Below are 18,712 nucleotides of genomic sequence, written 5' to 3' on the forward strand. Positions count from 1 at the left end.
CGAGGCCGGCTTCTGATCCCTTGCATCAAAAGACACCCCCCTGTCCTCACTCGATGTCCCAGAAAAATCAAACTGGCCCGGCTTTCGCAACAGGTCTAATGAAGCCGGTTTCGCCTTTGCCCAAAGCGTCGAGGTGGAGCGGCTGGTCAACGAATCGGCCGAATATCCCAAACGCGGGCTGCGACTCGGCTTGTGTTTCCCGGTGACCGTCAACACGCTGACGGGGCGGTTTGCGGCGGTGGTCGAAAACCTGTCGCAGCAAGGTGCGCGGATCAGCTGCGAAGGCCTGCTGGCGATCGATCAATCCGTGCGGGTCGAAGCACCGGGGCTGGACGGCGAAACCCGCGATGTGCGCGCCAAGGTGCGCTGGCGGCGCGATCAGCATTACGGGCTGGTGTTTGACGACACCTTTGCGCTGGGCGATTTCGCCCGGCTGGCCGCACGGCTTCAGGCCCCGGCGCTGCTCGAAAGCTAGCCGCGCCGATCAGGCGGGGACGAACTTCAGCGCGACCCCGTTGATGCAGTGCCGCTTGCCGGTGGGCTTGGGGCCATCATCGAAGATATGACCCAGATGCCCGCCGCAGTCCGCGCAGTGAACTTCGGTGCGGGGGTAACCGATCTTGTAATCGGTGCTGGTGCCCACGGCCCCCTTGTCAGCCGCCTGCCAGAAACTGGGCCAGCCGGTGCCGCTGTTGAACTTGTGCGACGAGGCATAGACCGGATTGGCGCAGCCCGCACACACGAAGGTGCCCTTGCGCTTTTCCTTGTCGAGCGGGGAGGTGAAGGCGCGCTCCGTGCCTTCCTGCCGCAGCACGTAGAACTGATCGCGGGTCAGCACCTTGCGCCATTCGGCCTCGGTCTTGCCCTTGGGGAAGCTTTTGGCTTCGGCCGGCGCGGCAGAGCACGCGCCGATAAAGGGCAGCGCAGCGCCAAGGGCCAGCAGGCGGCGGCGGTCAATGACGGGCAGTCGCATGGGTGTGTGTTCCATCGTTCACGGTCTTGGGCGTTCCAGCCTTAATACGCCCCGAACACGCCGGAAGTTTCATCCACGGCCCGTCAGAAGCTGGTGATCTCCACCTCAAGCTTGCGGAAGCCGTGGACGAAGTTGGCGCGCACCCGCTCCACATCGCCCGCAACATGCACCCGCATCCGGCGCTTGTGCAGTTCCTCCAGCAGGATGCGCAGCTGCATTTCCGCGAGCCGCGCGCCCACGCAGCGGTGGATGCCATAGCCAAAGGCAAGATGCCGCCGGGCATTGTCGCGGGTGATGTCGAGCTTGTCCGGGTTGTCGAACACTTCTTCGTCACGGTTGGCGCTGAGATACCACAGCACCACCTTGTCGCCCGCCTTGATCGTCTGGCCGAACACTTCGGTGTCTTCGGTGCAGGTGCGGCGCATATGGGCCAGCGGGGTCTGATAACGCAGGCATTCCTGCACCGCATTGGGGATGAGGTCCGGGTTCTCCTCGAAGGCTTTGCGCTGGTCGGGGAACTTGTCCATGGCATGGATGATCCCGCTCATGGTGTTGCGGGTGGTGTCGTTCCCGCCCACGATCAGCAGCACCAGATTGCCCATGAATTCTTCGGGCCGCATCTGGTTCATCGCGGGCGAGTGCAGCATCATCGAGATGAGATCATTGCCCGGCTCGGTATCCATCGTGCGTTCGATCCACAGCGACTGGAAATAGGCCCCCATTTCCTGAAGGAAGCCCCAGCGCATCTGATCCATCTCGCGCACACTGGCGAGCTCGGTATCCCCCGCCCAATCGGACCATAGGGTCAGCAGGTGGCGGTCTTCCCACGGGAAGCCGAACAGGATCGCCAGCATGCCGGTGGTCAGTTCGATCGAGACTTCCTCGACCCAGTCGAAGGTTTTCCCGCGCGGCAGGCGGTCGAGCACTTCGCCGGTGCGCTGGCGGATTTCGGCTTCCATGTCGGTGACCGCGCTGGGCGTGAACTTGGGCGCGACGGTGCGGCGCTGGCCGGTGTGCTGGGGGCGGTCCATCGCGATGAACATCGGCAGCTCGCGCGGGGCATGGCCGGCGGCTTCGGCTTCTTCCTTGCTCAGCGGGTTGAGAATGGTGATCCCGCCATGCTCCCAGCTTGACGAGAAGGTTTCGGGCAGCGCCTCGATATGCTGGATCGCCTTGTGGCCGACCACCGCCCAATAGGGACCATAGGGGCTGTCCGCGATGTAATGCAGCGGCCCGGCGGCGCGCATTTCGGCGAACACAGGCTGCCAGGTGTCGTTGAAATAAATGTCCGACCGGCTGACATCCCACGGATGCGCGTGCTGAAGCCGTTCTTCGGGATGGGCGGCAAGATGCGCCTTCAGGGCATCGTAGGCGCTGGGTTCGCGCCGCACTTGCGGGCGCTCAATGGGTGTCGGGGGGGCAATCGTGGCCATGTTCGTCTCCCGTCAGGCAGCCTCTGGTCACGGGCCGCTCCGATCCGACTCGCATCCTGCCCTAACTGACAGCCATGTCAATAGTGGGTTGCGAATGGAGACTGATCACGCGGCGAGGCGGCCTTTTTTCGCCTTGTCGCGCCCCGCGCCGCCCGATTTCATCACCCGCTTGCGGAACAGCATGGAACCGCCCTTGACCAGCAGCAGCACGGCGACCGCCTGCCACACCAGCACCACCGCATGGGTCCACAGCGTTTCTTCCAGCGCCGCGCGGGCGAGCATCGCGAAGGGGGATGACAGCGGGAACACCACCGAGGTCAGCTCCAGCGTGGTGCCGATCTGGCCAATATTGGCGGCCGAGAGGAAGAACACCATCAGTTGCAGCATGGTGACCGGCATCGACATGGTCTGCACCTCGCGCACCGAGGCCGCCATTGCGCCGATGGTCAGGAACAGCGAACCGAGCAGCAGGTATGCCATCGAAAAATAGACAATCCCCAGCGCGATGAACATCGGCCAGCCCACCGCCGGGCCGGGCAGATCGCGGAAATTGGTCTGGGTGACGGTGACGACCGCGCTTTCGGCAATCGCCCAGAAGCCCCAGCCGACCGTGCCCCACACCGCGATCCCGACGAAGGACACGCCGAGCATCGCAAACAGCTTGCCCATGAACACTGCGTCCATCGGCAGCGCGGCGGCAAGGATTTCGATGATCTTGTTGCCCTTTTCTTCCGCCAGATTGGACAAGACCATGCCGCCCAGCAGCATGGTGAGCAGGAACAGCACCATCTGCGCCGCCTGCGCGGTGCGGATGCGGTTGGTGCGTTCCGACGCGGCGCTGGTGGCGACAACCTCGCTGGTGGCTTCGGGGAAGGCAGCAGGCGATGCGCCGGTTGCGGTGGCGGCGATCAGTTCGACGGGGCCTTTCCAGCGATCGACCTGCCCTTGGGTGCCCACCACCTGCGGCGCGGCCAGCGTGCCGGTGACGATGGCGGCGTAATTACCGCGCCGCTCGTCCAGGTACGCGCGCGCATCAAAGGCGCTGCCACCCGCCGCTTCATCCACCACGCGCAGTTCGGGCACGAACCCACCCAGCTGCGGGCGCAAGGCATCACCAGCCGCGATCATCGCCGCATTGTCGGGCGCGCTCATCGCGAGGCCGACTTCGATGCTGATCGCCTGATCGGACACCGACCGGCCAATGCTCCCCGCCAGCCCGCCGATCAGCACCGGGAACAGCGGCCCGATCAGAAAGAACAGAAAGGCGCGGCTGAACAGCACCGCGACGAAATCGCGCCGGGCGATGACCCATGCGGCCTCAAGCAGGGTGAGGCGGGGGCGGAGGGGTGCAGCGGTCTCGGTCATGCGCGGGCTCCTTCGCTATCGGCCTGCAACTGGCGTGCGGCGGCCTCACCCGCGATGGCGACGAAAGCATCATGCAGCCCGGCGCGTTCGATCGAGAGCGAGAGGATCCCCGCCTCGCCTTCGATCAGGCTTTTCAGCAAGGGCTCGATCCCGGTGGCAGGCAGCGGAAACTGGAAGAAATCGCCATTGCGGCGGGTGTCGGCAGGCAGGGATGACAGCCACGCGCCTTCACGGCTGCGCGTTTCCAGCCGCACCTGCGCCGGGATGCGGTCGCGTGCCGCCTCGACACTGCCAGCATAGGGCACCTTGCCCCCGGCGATGATCGCCACGCCTTCGCACAGGCGTTCGGCATGGTGGATCACGTGGGTGGAAAAGATCACCGTCACCCCGTCATCGGCCAGCGCGCGGATCATCAGTTCCAGCTTGCCCTGATTGATCGCATCGAGGCCCGAAAACGGCTCGTCCAGCACCACCAGCCGGGGGCGGTGCACCAGCGTGCCGAGCAGCTGCACGGTCTGCGCCATGCCCTTGGACAGCTGGCGAATCTGGCGGTCCGCGGCGTAGCCGAGATCGTGGCGTTCCAGCAGCTCTGCCGCGCGGCGGCGGCCTTCCTTTAGCGGCAACCCGCGCAGCGCGCCCATAAAGGCAATCGCCTCGACACATTTCATCGCCGGATACAGCCCGCGCTCTTCGGGCAAATAGCCGATCAGCCGGCCGATATCATGCGGGCGGTCATGCCCGAACACGCGGCGCACGCCTTCATCGGGATCGATAATGCCCAGCAGCATCCGCAGCGTCGTGGTTTTGCCGGCACCATTCGGTCCGAGAATCCCATAGATCGCGCCTTCGGGCACCGAGATATCCACCCCGTCGACCGCCCGCGTGCCGTCAAAGCTTTTGACCAGCCCGCGCGCTTCGATGGCCAGAGGGCGCGCATCCTTCGGGATCGCTACCGCGCCATCCACGTGATTGCCCGGCCTGTTGTGATCGCTTACCGCCATGTCCATAGCCTTACGCCGTTAGCGATCAGGATTAAACGGGAGCCCTTCCGAATATGGTAAACGCCCCGGCAAGTCTTGAAGCGCGGATCGCCGAGCAGGCGAGCGCGCTGGGCTTTGCCGCCTGCGGCTTTGCCAGCGCGGGGGAGAATCCCTTGCGCGCCGCCCGGCTGGAAGAATGGCTGGGCGAAGGGCAGCATGGCAGCATGGAATGGATGGCAGCGCGGCTCGATCACCGCCGCTCGCCCCAGGGCCTGTGGCCCGCAGCGCGCAGCGTGATCGCGCTCGGCATGAGCTATGCCCCCGCGCATGATCCGCTGGCACTGGCAGGATCAGGCACCCACGCCCGCATCTCGGTTTATGCGCAAGGCCGCGACTATCACGATGTGGTGAAAAAGCGGCTGAAGGCGCTCGCCCGCTGGCTGGTGGCTGAGGTGCCGGAGGCGGAGGTCAAGGTGTTCGTCGACACCGCTCCAGTGATGGAAAAACCGCTGGGCGAGGCCGCGGGCATCGGCTGGCAGGGCAAGCACACCAACATGGTGAGCCCCTCGCATGGCAGCTGGCTGTTCCTTGGCGCGATCTACACCACGCTGGACCTGGCCCCGGCCGAGCCGCACCGCGACCAATGCGGCAGCTGCCGCGCGTGCATCGACGCCTGCCCCACCGACGCCTTCCCTGCGCCTTACCGCTTGGATGCGCGGCGCTGCATTTCCTACCTTACCATCGAACACAAAGGCCCGGTGGCGGAAGACCTGCGCGCGGGCATCGGCAACCGCATCTATGGCTGCGATGATTGTCTGGCCGTGTGCCCGTGGAACAAGTTCGCCTCTGCCGCGCAGGCGATCCGCGAATTCCTCCCCCGCGCCGAACTGGTCGCGCCCCGGCTGGCAGAGCTGCTGGCGCTGGATGATGCGGGGTTCCGGGCGCTGTTTTCCGGTTCGCCGATCAAGCGCATCGGGCGGGACCGGTTTGTGAGGAATTGCCTTTATGCGGCGGGCAACAGCGGGAACGCCGCGTTGGCAGACCAAGTGAGCGCGCTGACCACCGATGCTGACCCGGTGGTGGCAGAGGCGGCGCAGTGGGCTTTGGCGCGGCTTACATCAAATCCTTGATCGCCACTTCCGGATCGGCCAGCAGCGCCGGGTCGATCTTGCCGCAGCCGCTTTCCAGCAGTTTGCGGCCCTGCACATAATCCTTCATCGTGCCGACACAGTCGAACGCAATCGGCACGCCGCTTTTCAGATAGACCACCGTAAACTTGCGCGTTGCCGGATCGCCGCGCAGCACGGTCTCATCGAAGCCGATGTTCAGCCCGGCGGTTTGCAGTTTCAGGTCATACTGGTTGGACCAGAACCACGGTAGCGCGTGATAGGGCTCCTTCTCGCCCATGATCGCCTTGGCCACGGTGTTCGCCATGTCATGCGCGTTCTGGACCGATTCGAGCCGAATCACGGCACCATCGGCAAAATCATTGGCGTGGGCGGCGCAGTCGCCGATGGCATAGATATCATCCAGCGTGGTGCGGCAGCAGAAATCGACATCGACGCCGTTCGATCCGGCCGCCCCTGCCGCAATCAGCGGCGCAACCGCCGGCACCACGCCGATACCAACGATCACCATGTCGCACGGCACCTCTTCGCCCGTGTCGAGCCTGACGCCGGTGACCCGGCCCTCCGCCTCGCCCAGCACCGCCTGCACGCCGGTTTCCAACCGCACGTCAACGCCCTGCCGGCGGTGTTCCTCGGCATAGAAGGTGGACAATTCCTCCCCCGCGACACGCGCCAGCAGGCGGGGGAGCATTTCGACCAGTACCACTTCGCAGCCGAGCTTGCGCAGCACAGCGGCGGCCTCCAGCCCGATATAGCCGCCGCCGATCACCACCGCGCGCTTGGCTCCATCGGCCAGCGCGGCCATCATCGCATCGGCATCGGCCTTGTCGCGCACATAGAAAACGCCGGGCAGCACCGCGCCGGGCACCGGCAAGCGCCGCGGGTCGCCGCCACCTGACCAGATGAGCTTGCGATAGGTCACGCTTGCGCCATCGCTGAGGGTCAAGGTGTGGCTGGCCGGATCGATCCCTGTCACCGCCGCGCCCAGCCGCAAGGCGATATCCTTGTCCGCCCAGAACTTTTCGGGCCGGATCATGATCCGTTCAAACCCCTTGTCGCCGGCCAGATATTCCTTGGACAGGGGCGGGCGTTCGTAAGGCGGCGCATCATCGCGCCCGATCATCAGGATCGAACCTTCGAACGCGTGCTGGCGCAGCGCGATCGCGGCCTGCGCGCCGCCGTGGCCGGTGCCGACGATGACGACGTCTGCGTGGCTGTGGTTGGATGTCATTGCGACGCTATGCCCTTCGTTTAACCCTCGCGAATTGACTTGCCGCAAATTCCGCAAGGGTCAACCTGATGGTTTGAGAGGCGCTGCCCTATCGCTCCAGCAGATTGCGCGCCTGGCTGGCGATCTGGGCCAGCATCGCTGCCCCCACCGGCGGACGGGCCTGCGCGCGGGCGATCAGCTTGCGGAATTGCGCCACGCCTGCGGCATTGCGCTGCGCCCAATCGGCCACCGCGCCGCGCGGATCGGCGTTGCCTGCCTTGCTGTTGGTCTTGTCCGCGATCTGCCGCCGCAAAAACTCGATCCGCATCTGCTGGAAATCCCGCGCGAGGCCGGACACCAGCAACCGTTCCCAGATATCCGAGGGCGACATGTGCGCCGCCGTGCCCTGCGCCCAATCGAGGCCCAGCAGCGCGCCGATATCGGTGAAGGCGTGGGTGAGCAGCTTGGCTTCCATTCCGCTGGCAAGCGCGGCCTGTGCAAGACCCACCGCGCCGTCGAAATCGAAGAGATTGGCGACCTTGGCGCTCAGCGCGTCAGGCGAGCCCATGGCGGCAAAGCTGGTCCGCAGCACTGTTGACCGCGCGCGCGGCTCAGCCGTCAGCAGTTCTTCGCGCCCGGCGATCAGCGCGGTCACACCGCCGCCCAACGCGCCGATCATCGCGCCCGCAGCGACTTTGCCCGATGCTGTGCGCAGCACGTCGCTCATCAGATTACCGACCGCCGCCGCCAGCCGATCAAACAGGGCGAGGCGCGCAGCTTCGGGGATGTCCGCCCCGTCCAGCTCACGCCACAGCGGATCGAGGCCGAACAGGCGTTCTGCCACCACGAAAGCCGCGGCCACTTCAGCGAGGCCCACGCCTTCTTCTTCGGCGAGTTCAAACGGGTGGACCATGCCCAGCCGGTTGACGATCCGGTTGGACAGGCTGGTCGCGATCATCTCGCGCCGCAGCCGGTGGGCGCGGATTTCTTGCGAATAGGCCTTGCGCATCGCTGCGGGAAAGCGCGCCAGCAGCACATCGTCCAGCACCGGGTCATCGGGCAGGGTGCTGGCTTCAATCGCGGCCTGCAAGGCCAGCTTGGCCGAAGACAGCAGCACCGCCAGCTCGGGCCGGGTCAGCCCCTGCCCGTCAGCCGCGCGCCGGACCAGCGTTTCGCCGTCCGCCAGGCCTTCGGTGCGGCGGTCGAAATCGCCCACTTCCTCCAGCCGCTCGATCAGGCGGACGTAGGCGGGCGTCGCCCCGGCGCCGCCGCTTTCGGCAATCGACAGGGCCAGCGCCTGCAAGCGGTTGTCCTCCAGCACCAGCGCGGCAACATCATCCGTCATCGCGGCGAGCAGGGTGTTGCGCTTTTTCTGCGACAGCTTGCCGCTGGCGGTGGCAGCGGCCAGCGCGATCTTGATGTTGACCTCGTTGTCCGAACAATCGACCCCGGCCGAATTGTCGATGAAGTCGGTGTTGATGCGGCCTCCGTTCAGGGAGAACGCAATCCGCCCGGCCTGCGTCACGCCCAGGTTCGCGCCTTCGCCGATCACGCGGGCGCGCATCTCGGTGGCATCCACGCGCAAGCTGTCATTGGCCGGATCGCCGACGGCCACGTTGTTTTCGTGCGCCGCCTTCACATAGGTGCCGATCCCGCCGAACCACATCAGGTCAACCGGCGCCTTGAGGATCGCGGTGATGAGCGCTTCGGGCTCGATATCCTTTGCATCGATGCCCAGCACCTCGCGGGCTTGCTTGCTGAGCTTGATCGACTTGGCCGTGCGCGGGAACACGCCTCCGCCCTTGGAAATCAGCGCAGGGTCATAATCCTCCCAGCTTGACCGGGGCAGCGCGAACATGCGCGCACGTTCTTTCCAGCTGGCGAGCGGATCGGGCGCAGGGTCGATGAAGATGTGGCGGTGATCGAAGGCGGCAACCAGCTTCAGCGCCTTGGACAAGAGCATCCCGTTGCCGAACACATCGCCCGACATATCCCCGCAGCCCGCCACGGTGACGGACTGGGTCTGCACGTCGATGCCCATTTCGCGGAAGTGGCGCTGGACGCTGACCCATGCCCCGCGCGCGGTGATGCCCATCGCCTTGTGGTCATACCCGTTCGACCCGCCACTGGCGAAGGCATCATCCAGCCAGAAATCGCGCCCCTGCGCGATGCCGTTGGCGATGTCGGAGAAGGTCGCGGTGCCCTTGTCGGCGGCAACCACGAAATAGGGGTCTTCCCCGTCGAGCACTTCGACCGCTTGCGGGTGCACCACGGTGCCATCCACGATATTGTCGGTGACCGACAGCAGCGTGCGGATGAAGATTTCATAGGCGGCGCGGCCTTCCGCTGCCCAGCCTTCACGGTCGATCGCGGGGCTGGGGAGCTGCTTGGGATAGAACCCGCCCTTCGCGCCCGTCGGCACGATCACGGCATTCTTCACGCGCTGCGCTTTCATCAGGCCCAGCACTTCGGTGCGGAAATCGTCGCGCCGGTCGGACCAGCGCAGGCCCCCGCGCGCGACCTTGCCAGAGCGCAGGTGAATGCCTTCGACGCGGACCGAATAGACGAAAATCTCGCGCCAGGGCAGCGGCTTGGGCAGGCCGGGGACGCGCGCCGATTCCAGTTTGAACGCCAGCGCCTCTGCCGCGGCAGGGTCAAAGGCGTTGGTGCGCAGCACGGCATCGATCACCGCGCGGTACAAGCGAAGCAGCCGGTCATCATTGATTGCAGTGACTTTCGCCAGCCCGCGGGTGAAGGCCCCTTGCGCGGCGGTGATGGCTTCGTCCCGGTCGCCCGCGAAGGCCGGATTGTGGCGCGCGGCGAACAGCGCGATCATCGCGGCTGTCACCTGCGGCGCGGCGACCAGCGCATCGACCACGGTATAGATCGTGTAGCTCACCCCGGTCTGGCGCAGATAGCGATAGATCGCGCGCAGCCAGTTCGCCTCGCGCGGGGCCAGCCCGGCGGCGGGGATCAGGCGGTTGAAGGGATCATCCTCGCCCACGCCGTTCAGCACATCGGCCAGCGCGCCTTCGATCAGCGCCGCGCGGCCCAGCAACGCTTCGGCATCGCGGCCTGCGGGCACGGTCAGGATGAAATCATGGATCGAGCCGAGGCTGGCATCGGTCAGAAAGGTCGGCACTTCGGCGGCCACCCGGAACCCGAAATTCTCCAGTGCCGGGACCGCATCGGACAAGGCCAGCGTGCCGCCCAGCACATAGGCTTTCAGCCGCAGGGTATCGGCCCCGTCACCCTCCAGCCGGTACAAGCGCACCGCGCGGGCGGCGCTCCCCTCGGCCACGGCCAGCGTGCGCAGCTTGGCAATATCGCGGGCGGCTTCGTGCGGGCCATAGGTCAGGCGGTAACCGGTCGGGAAGGCCGGGGCATAACGCGCCGCCAGCGCAGCGGCGCGGCCCGCGTCTTCGGTGTCGGCCAGATGGCCCGCCACCGTCTCGTTCCAGCCGCGCAGCATCTGCGCCAATTGCGCTTCGATCACGGCGTCATCGGGCAGATCATCGCAGGCGCGCACATCGATCAGGAAGCGCAGCAGGGCAAGGCTGCTGCTTTCCACCTCAAGGCTCCAGTCGAGCAGCGCCGCCCCGGGCGCGGCCAGCAGCATCGCCTGGATCTGCAAGCGCACATCGGTCGACAGCTGATCGCGCGGCAGCCAGACAAAGGCGAAGACATGCCGTTCCAGCATCGAACGCACCATGATGAGACGCGGGCGGGGCCGGTCGATCAGCGCCATCTTGGTCATCACCAGATCAGCGACACGCGCCGGATCGAAGGCGGTCAAAAGATCGTTGGGCAAAGAGGTGAAGGCGTGCACCAGCGCCTTGCCATTATGCCCGGCGGGATCGAACCCGGCCTGCGCGGTCAGATCGGTCACCATCGTCCGCAGCACCGGCACTTCGCCCGGGCGGGCGTTAAGCGCGGCGCTCGTCCACAGCCCGGCATGGATCGACAGCGCGGTAATGGTGCCGCCTTCGCGTACCGGCACGATAAACAGATCGAGCGGGCTGGCGCGGTGGACGCGGGCGTGAACGTTGGATTTGATCGCCAGCAGCGCCTTGGGCGTGCCTGCCGCGTCCTGGCGGTCGAACCAGTCGAAGGCGCGGTCATAGCTGATTTCGGCCAGCAGATCCTGCGCGGATGCAGTGCAGATGCCCAGCCGATCGGTGATCGTGCCGTCGCGGTGGCGGGTCAGGTGGCCCAACTGGGTCAGCATCCCTGCCCCGAGCCATGCCAGCAACGCGCCCGCTTCGGCGTCGACGGCCTGTGCGCGCACCGCATCCGCGTTCATCGCCGCCTGCAATTGCGGCCAGTCGCTGACCGCCGCATGGACATCGCCCAGCGTGGTGTGCAGCGCGTCGAGCAGGTCGCGCCGCTGGCGGGCATCGACGCGCGGGGTTTCGATATAGATCAGCGATTCGCGCGTGCCGGCCGCTTCCAGTCCGGTGATCGCGCCCGCAGCATCGCGCTGCACTGGCACGACGGGGTGCAGCATCCGGTCGATCCCCAACCCTTGCGCAGCAATCGTCGCCGCGACCGAATCGACCAGAAACGGCATGTCGTCATTGATAACCGCAATCCGCAGATGCCGCCGCTCGCCGCCTGTAGATTCGAGCTGGACCAGCGCTTGCCCGGGCGCGCGGGTGGCAGCAGCGCCAAGGAGATATTCCGCCGCCTCGTCCAGCGCCGCCTTTTGATCGGATGCGCGGGCCGGGGCATCGCCGGGCAATAAGGAGGCCTCAAGCTGGCGGCGCAGGGCCTTGATCAAGGGGCGGCTTGGCGGGCTGGCCGGTGATTTGGGCGCGGCGGCGGCGACAGTCTTGGACCCCATGCGTGGCTCCTGCTCATCCTGCATTCCGGCATCGCATACCTGTAATATTATTGTGCCGGATTGTTGTTATCGTGTCGTCTGGCGATACCCGCTTTCATGACTGCGGCGCAAGCGTGATGATTGCGTGGAATCACGCCGCGGGCACGGTTTCGCAGGCTTCCAGCGTCAGTTCCAGGCTGCGGATGCGGGCGTCCGGATCATAGGTTGCGCCCGACAGCAGGATCTCGTCCGCCCCGGTGCGGGCGACGAAGGCGGCAATCGCCTCGCGCACCTGCGCCGGCGTGCCGACAGCGGCGGCCTGACCGATATGCGCCAGCATCGCCTGCGCATGGGCGGGCAGCGTGTCGTGATAGTCCGCAATCGGCGGGGGCAGCTTGCCGGGCGTGCCACTGCGCAGCCGCACAAAGCTTTGCTGCTGGCTGGAGGCCAGCAGGCGCGCGGCGGCTTCGGTTTCGGCAGCGAACACGTTCATGGCAACCATCACATGCGGCTGCGGACAGGCCTCGGACGGCTGGAAATCGCGGCGATAGACGGCAAGGGCTGCGTCAAGGTGATCGGGCGCGAAATGGGCGGCAAAGGCATAGGGCAGGCCCAGCTTGGCGGCGAGGCTTGCGCCGAACAGGCTCGATCCCAGCATCCACAATTCCACCTTGGCGCCCAGCCCCGGCGTCGCGGCGATCGGCAAGTCATAGTCGCCCGTCAACAGCGCGCGCAGCTCCACCACGTCCTGCGGGAAGTATTCGGCGGCCTGATGCAGGTTCTTGCGCAGGGCGCGCTGCAATTCCGGCCCCGCCCCCGGCGCGCGGCCCAGCCCCAGATCGATCCGGCCGGGAAACAGCGCGTCCAGCGTGCCGAACTGCTCGGCGATCTGGAACGGGGTGTGATTGGGCAGCATGATCCCGCCCGATCCGATGCGGATGCGGCTGGTGGCATTGCCGATATGGGCGAGCACCACGGACGTGGCCCCGCCCGCGATCCCGTCCATCGCGTGATGTTCGGCGACCCAGAACCGGTCGCACCCGAAGGCTTCTGCGGCGCGGGCGAGCCCGGTGGTGGCCGCAAAGGCTTCGGTCAGCGTGCCGCCTTCGCGCACCGGCACCAGATCGAGGACGGAAAAACGGGTCATGACTTTGGGGTATCCTCCTGCGGGGCGGCAGTGTCGCCCGCTTGGCCGAGCTGCGCAAGGTAGTCCTTGGCGGTCGCGGCGGCGGGGCTTTCAGGCGCAAGGTCGATCACCGATTGCCAGCTCGCCCGTGCGGCATCATCGCGCCCCGCCAGCACTGCGATCACCCCGGCTTCCAGCCCGATGTCAGGGTCTTGCGGCGTCAGCAGCACGGCGCGTTCGATGGCGGTCTGCGCCTCGCTCAGCCGGTCAAGGCGGCGCAGCAGGGTGGCTTTCAGCAGCCAGCCCTCGGGCCGTTCGGGCGCCAGCGTGGTGGCCGCTTCCAGCGCCGCCAGCGCCTCGTCACCGCGCCCCAGCGACACCAGCGCGCGGGCGCGATCGGTCGCGGCAATGGCGGCGAGCGGGGCGGCATCGGCGGCGCGGGCATCGGTTTCGGCCAGAGTCAACAGATCGAGCGCGCCCTGCGCATCCCCGCCGCCCAGCGCGGCGTTGCCCGCCAGCGCGGCGAATCGCGCGCGGGTGCGGGTCTCGCCCTCGGGCGTATCGGCACGGGCGGCGATAAAGGCGGTTCGGGCATCGTCCCACAGGCCCAGCTCGGCTGACGCCGTGCCAAGGCAATGGTTGGCCAGCACCCGATCCGTCCCGCGCGTCTCGCTGCGGCGGATCTGCGCCATGGAATGCGCGCGTGCGGGATCCTGTTCGATCTGGTCGAGGCACATCTCGAACCATGCGGTGGTGGCATCGGCCGCGCCCTTCACCCCATCCGAGCGGGGCGGGCGGTCGCGCACCAGATCGTCATTGGGCAGCCCGCCCGTCAGCGGATTGGGGCCGACTTGCAGCAGCAGGGCAAGGATCAGGGACACGTGTGGCTATCCGTAAAATTCGGCCACGATGGCCTTGAGAGCGGCAATGTCGCTATCCCGCGACAGGCGATGATCGCCGTCTTCTATCAGACTTACCTGAACATCAGCCGAAGCCAGCGCCGCCTTGAGGCGCAGGCTGATGTCCCACGGCACGTCGGCGTCCGCCTTGCCGTGGAGCAAGCGCACCGGGCAGGTGATGGCAATGCTGCTTTCCAGCCGCAGGTGACATTCGGCATCGGCGAAGAACTTCGCGTAAGTGGGCGTGGGTTCGGGGCCATAGGGATTGGGTTCATAGATCGTCTCCCCCGCGGCGAGCGCGGCGCGCTGATCCTCGGTATAGCCCCAGCGGGTGAAATCGGGCGCGGGCGCGATGCCGATCAGTCCGGCGCAGCGGTGCTTGAGATGTTCAGCCACCAGCAGCATCAGCCACCCGCCCATCGACGATCCCACCAGCAGCACCGGGCCACTGACGTAACACGCGATCAGCGCCAGCACCTCGTCGCGCCAGCCGCTCAGCATCCCGTCGGCAAATTCGCCGTCACTTGCCCCGCAGCCCGAATAGTCGAGCAGCAGGCAGGCCCGGCCCTGCGCCTCAGCCTCGGCAAACAATGCGGTCGCCTTGCTGCCGCTCATGTCGGACATGTAGCCGGGCAGAAAGACGAGGCAGGGGCCGGCCCCATGCGTGTAGCGAAAGGCCACCCGGCGGCGATCATACAGCGTGTGATAGAGAATGTCGGTCATGCCCCATCCATGCCTTGCACGGGAGCGCAAAGGCAACCATTCTGGCGCGGCGCGCGGCGACGGGCTTCTTCACCGGCCACTGTCACAGCAGCGCAACGCAAGAGGGATAAGCGCCGCGCCATGTTCAAAACCGACACCGCCTCCCAGCCCACCCCGCAACCCACATCCGGCGTGACCGCGCTCACCCGCCGCAACCTGTTCACGCTCGCCGGGGCATCGGCGGCGATGGCCGCCGCGCCGCTCGCCGCGCGCAGTTTCGGCACCGGCTTCACCCACAATGTGGCGAGCGGGGAGCCGTCGGCCAATTCGGTACTGCTGTGGACGCGCTTTGTCGCCGAGGCGGAAACCGCCCTGACCTGGCAGGTGAGCGAAAACGAGGATTTCACCCGCCCAGTCGCCGAAGGCAGCGTGACCGCCAGCCCGGCGCGCGACTGGTGCGCCAAGGGTATCGCCACGGGTCTCGCGCCGGGGCGCTGGTATTTCTACCGCTTTATCGCGCCCCGCGGCGCGACTTCGCCCGTGGGCCGCACTCGCACCCTGCCGCAAGGGCCGACCGCCAGCGTCAGGCTCGCCGTCTTCTCATGCTCCAACTTCGGGTTCGGCTGGTTCAACGCCTATGGCCACGCCGCCGAAGTCAACGATGCCGAACTGGCGCTGCATCTGGGCGATTACATCTACGAATATGGCGCGGGCACCTATCCCGATGCCCAGCAGGCGGTGGCGGGCCGCGTGCTTGATCCCACCACCGAAATCGTCGCGCTGACCGATTACCGCCTGCGCTACGCCACCTACCGCGCCGATCCCGATTGCCAGCGATTGCATCAGGTGCTGCCGATGATCGCGGTGTGGGACGATCACGAAAGCGCCAACGACAGCTACGAAACCGGCGCGCAGAACCACCAACCCGACACCGAGGGCGATTGGAACACACGCAAGGCCGCGGCCAAGCAGGCCTACCGCGAATGGATGCCGGTGTCGGACGCGCCCTATGCCGCCTATCAGATCGGCGATCTGGCGACTTTGTTCCGGCTCGATACCCGGCTGGAGGGGCGCGACAAGCAGCTCGATCTGGGCATGGTGCTGAAAGGCCAGACCGATCCGCAAGCCGCGATGGAAGCGCTGGCGCGGTTCAAGGATGGCGCCTGGGCCGATCCCGCGCGGCAATTGCTGGGCCAGCCGCAGGAACAATGGCTGGCCGAAGGGCTCGCCGCATCGACCGCCGACGGCACGGCGTGGCAGGTGCTGGTGCAGCAGGTGCTGATCGGCAATCTGCGCACGCCCGTCAGCCTCGCCGATCAGCTTGGCAGCAGCGTTCCCGATTATGTGCGCGACCGGCTGAGGGCCGCCGCCCTCGCCAGCCAGATGGGCCTGCCCGCCAATATGGACGCATGGGACGGCTATCCCGCCGCGCGCGAACGGGTGTTCAAGGCGGCGCTGGCGGCCGACGCCAATCTGCTGGTGCTGGCGGGTGACACCCACAATGGCTGGGCCTTCGAACTGGCGCAGGACCGCACCCCGGTGGGGGTGGAACTGGGCGTGTGTTCGGTCAGCTCGCCCGGCTTTGAAAACTACCTTGCCGCCATCCCCCCCGCCGATCTGGCAAGCGCGCTGGTTGCCACCAACGAAAGCCTGAAATGGGCCGACACCGCCCAGCGCGGCTACATGGTGGTGGAACTGACGCCCACGCGCGCGGTGACCGAATACCGCTTCAGCGCCGGGATCAAGCAGCGTTCGACGCAGCTTGCGGGCACGAAGCGGATCACGACCGAGAAGGGCAGCGGCAAGCTGGCGGTGTGAGAACGCTTCGTCGCGTGACTTTTCGTCCTTGCGCGCCTATCTGACGGCCATGGCCAAGCTGCTTGCCACTCCCTGCACCACCACCACGACCCGGACGACTAGCCGGGGGCGGGGGGCTGTGCGTTAAGCGCGAGGCCCGCCGCCCGGTTCGGGGCGGCGCGGTGTTCTCCCCTGACCGTATCGCTCAACACCGCTCTTCCGGTGCGCCTCTGCTTGTGGCAGGGCGTGCCGCAAACGAGACGGACCAACGACGATGACCGAACTGCTCAAGATCAGCCTGCCCGATGGATCGGTGCGCGAAGTGCCCGCGGGCTCGACCCCGGCGGATATTGCTGCCGCGATCGGCCCCGGCCTTGCCAAGGCGGCGATTGCCGCGCGCGTTGACGGGGAACTGCGCGATCTCACCCGGCCTTTCGACGGGGACGCGAATCTCGCTCTGGTGACGAGCCGTGACGAGGCCGACGCGCTCGAACTCGCGCGCCACGATTATGCCCATGTGCTGGCCGAAGCGGTGCAATCGCTATTCCCCGGCACGCAGATCACCTTCGGCCCGGCGACCGACGATGGGTTCTATTACGACGTGAAGGCGCCCGACAGCCGCGAGCCGTTCAGCATGGACGATCTCCCCGCCATCGAGGAGGAAATGCGCCGCATCATCCGCGCCGACAAGCCGCTGCGCCGCGAAGTGTGGAGCCGCGAAGACCTCATCGCCAAATGGGCGGGTGAGGGCGAAACCTTCAAGGCCGAATGGGCCAAGGAACTGCCCGAGGGCGAGGAACTGACGGTCTATTGGAGCGGCAACGACTGGCTCGATATGTGCCGCGGCCCGCATCTGCCCTCGACCGGCAAGCTCGATCCCGACGCCTTCAAGCTGATGCGCGTCGCCGGGGCCTATTGGCGCGGCGACCAGAACAATGCGCAGCTGACCCGCATCTACGGCACCGGCTGGCTCAACAAGAAGCAGCTGAACGCTCACCTCACGCGCCTCGAAGAAGCCGCCAAGCGCGATCACCGCAAGCTGGGGCGCGAGATGGACCTGTTCCACTTGCAGGAAGAGGCCCACGGTTCTGTCTTCTGGCACCCCAAGGGCTACCGCATCTGGCGCGAGCTGGAAGCCTATATGCGCCGCAAGATGGACGGTTCGGGCTACCGCGAAATCAAGACCCCGCAGCTGATGGACGTGCGCCAGTGGACCCAGTCGGGCCACTGGGGGAAATACGCGCAGAACATGTTCGCGGTGCCCGACATGGTGCCCGAAGTGGACGAGGAGTCCGGCGCGGCCTCCCCCAAGGTGGCCGACGATGCCGCGTGGATGGCGATCAAGCCGATGAACTGCCCGGCGCACGTGATGGTCTTCAAGCAGGGCATCACCTCCTACCGCGACCTGCCGATCCGGCTGGGCGAAATGGGCTGCTGCCACCGCAACGAGCCCCACGGCGCGCTCCACGGGCTGATGCGCGTGCGCCAGTTCACGCAGGACGACGCGCATATCTTCTGCACGGAACAGCAGGTGGTGGGCGAAGTGCAGGCCTTCCTCGCGCTGGCGGATTCGGTCTACCGCGACTTCGGCTTTACCTATGACATCAAGCTGGCCCTGCGCCCCGAAAAGCGCTTCGGCAGCGAGGCGGACTGGGACAAGGCCGAGCAGGAATTGCGCGATGCGCTGACCGCCAATGGCCTCGCATGGGAAGAACTGCCGGGCGAAGGCGCGTTCTATGCGCCCAAGCTCGAATGGCACCTCACCGACGCGATCGGGCGCACCTGGCAGGTCGGCACCATCCAGTCCGACCGCGTGCTGCCCGAACGCTTGGACGCGAACTACATCGGCGAGGATGGCGAAAAGCACCGCCCGGTGATGCTCCACCGCGCGATCTTCGGCAGCTACGAACGCTTCATCGGCATTCTGATCGAGCACTTCGCCGGCAAGCTGCCGACGTGGCTTGCGCCGGTGCAGGCGGTGGTCGCCACCATCGTGTCGGACGCCGATGGTTATGCCCACGATGTCGAAGCGCAGCTGAAGGCCGCCGGTATCCGGGTCGAGACCGACACCCGCAACGAGAAGATCAACTACAAGGTGCGCGAACACAGCCTCGCGAAGGTCCCGCACCTGCTGGTGGTCGGCAAGCGCGAGGCCGAGGAAGGCACGGTCGCTGTGCGCACGCTCGGCGCGGAGCACCAGAAGGTGATGCCGCTTGCCGAGGCGATCGCAATGCTCAAGGCCGAAGGCACCCCGCCCGATCTCAAGACGGAGAACTGA

At 66.5% G+C, this 18,712-nt stretch carries 13 protein-coding genes; 4 read left to right on the plus strand and 9 right to left on the minus strand.

Features of this window, described 5'->3' with window-relative positions; all coding sequences use genetic code 11:
• Positions 1 to 133: 133 nt before the first annotated feature.
• Positions 134 to 475 carry a PilZ domain-containing protein gene (locus tag C0V72_RS01060; protein ID WP_233999720.1) on the plus strand — a complete coding sequence of 114 codons (342 nt, stop codon included), beginning with the start codon at positions 134 to 136 and terminating at the stop codon, positions 473 to 475.
• A 9-nt stretch (positions 476 to 484) separates the two neighbouring features.
• Here the strand turns inward: C0V72_RS01060 and msrB are convergent, their stop codons facing one another.
• From msrB to C0V72_RS01080, 4 genes are all read right to left on the minus strand, one after another.
• Positions 485 to 973 carry a peptide-methionine (R)-S-oxide reductase MsrB gene (gene msrB / locus C0V72_RS01065; protein ID WP_101791535.1) on the minus strand — a complete coding sequence of 163 codons (489 nt, stop codon included), beginning with the start codon at positions 971 to 973 and terminating at the stop codon, positions 485 to 487.
• 83 nt (positions 974 to 1,056) lie between these two features.
• A complete protein-coding gene (locus tag C0V72_RS01070; RefSeq protein WP_101791371.1) occupies positions 1,057 to 2,406 on the minus strand; it encodes a cytochrome P450 in 1,350 nt (449 codons plus the stop codon).
• Between the two features lie 105 nt (positions 2,407 to 2,511).
• Positions 2,512 to 3,771: an ABC transporter permease gene (locus C0V72_RS01075; RefSeq protein WP_101791372.1), complete on the minus strand. Its 1,260-nt coding sequence runs from the start codon at positions 3,769 to 3,771 to the stop codon at positions 2,512 to 2,514.
• On the minus strand, positions 3,768 to 4,778 hold the full coding sequence (locus C0V72_RS01080) for an ABC transporter ATP-binding protein (protein ID WP_101791373.1): 1,011 nt from the start codon (positions 4,776 to 4,778) through the stop codon (positions 3,768 to 3,770). The genes C0V72_RS01075 and C0V72_RS01080 overlap by 4 nt, the downstream gene beginning before the upstream one ends.
• Positions 4,779 to 4,825: 47 nt before the next feature.
• Here C0V72_RS01080 and queG point away from each other — a divergent pair, with 47 nt between their 5' ends.
• Positions 4,826 to 5,881, plus strand: a complete 1,056-nt coding sequence (queG, locus tag C0V72_RS01085) for a tRNA epoxyqueuosine(34) reductase QueG (protein ID WP_101791374.1) — start codon at positions 4,826 to 4,828, stop codon at positions 5,879 to 5,881.
• Here the strand turns inward: queG and C0V72_RS01090 are convergent.
• From C0V72_RS01090 to C0V72_RS01110, 5 genes are all read right to left on the minus strand, one after another.
• Entirely contained in the window at positions 5,865 to 7,109 is a 1,245-nt protein-coding gene (locus C0V72_RS01090; RefSeq protein ID WP_101791375.1) for an NAD(P)/FAD-dependent oxidoreductase, read from the minus strand. The genes queG and C0V72_RS01090 overlap by 17 nt on opposite strands.
• 88 nt (positions 7,110 to 7,197) lie before the next feature.
• Positions 7,198 to 11,931, minus strand: coding sequence for an NAD-glutamate dehydrogenase domain-containing protein (locus C0V72_RS01095; protein WP_101791376.1), 4,734 nt, complete (start codon positions 11,929 to 11,931; stop codon positions 7,198 to 7,200).
• A gap of 130 nt (positions 11,932 to 12,061) precedes the next feature.
• On the minus strand, positions 12,062 to 13,057 hold the full coding sequence (locus C0V72_RS01100; RefSeq protein WP_101791377.1) for an LLM class flavin-dependent oxidoreductase: 996 nt from the start codon (positions 13,055 to 13,057) through the stop codon (positions 12,062 to 12,064).
• Positions 13,054 to 13,917 carry a tetratricopeptide repeat protein gene (locus C0V72_RS01105; protein WP_233999721.1) on the minus strand — a complete coding sequence of 288 codons (864 nt, stop codon included), beginning with the start codon at positions 13,915 to 13,917 and terminating at the stop codon, positions 13,054 to 13,056. The genes C0V72_RS01100 and C0V72_RS01105 overlap by 4 nt, the downstream gene beginning before the upstream one ends.
• Positions 13,918 to 13,923: 6 nt before the next feature.
• Positions 13,924 to 14,658, minus strand: coding sequence for an alpha/beta hydrolase (locus tag C0V72_RS01110; protein ID WP_101791378.1), 735 nt, complete (start codon positions 14,656 to 14,658; stop codon positions 13,924 to 13,926).
• 120 nt (positions 14,659 to 14,778) lie between these two features.
• On the opposite strand from C0V72_RS01110, the gene C0V72_RS01115 reads away from it, so the two are divergent.
• Positions 14,779 to 16,455, plus strand: a complete 1,677-nt coding sequence (locus tag C0V72_RS01115; protein WP_101791379.1) for an alkaline phosphatase D family protein — start codon at positions 14,779 to 14,781, stop codon at positions 16,453 to 16,455.
• A 253-nt stretch (positions 16,456 to 16,708) separates the two neighbouring features.
• On the plus strand, positions 16,709 to 18,712 hold the full coding sequence (gene thrS / locus C0V72_RS01120) for a threonine--tRNA ligase (protein WP_101791380.1): 2,004 nt from the start codon (positions 16,709 to 16,711) through the stop codon (positions 18,710 to 18,712).

The organism is Porphyrobacter sp. TH134 (assembly GCF_002855495.1).
Classification (GTDB): Bacteria; Pseudomonadota; Alphaproteobacteria; order Sphingomonadales; family Sphingomonadaceae; genus Erythrobacter.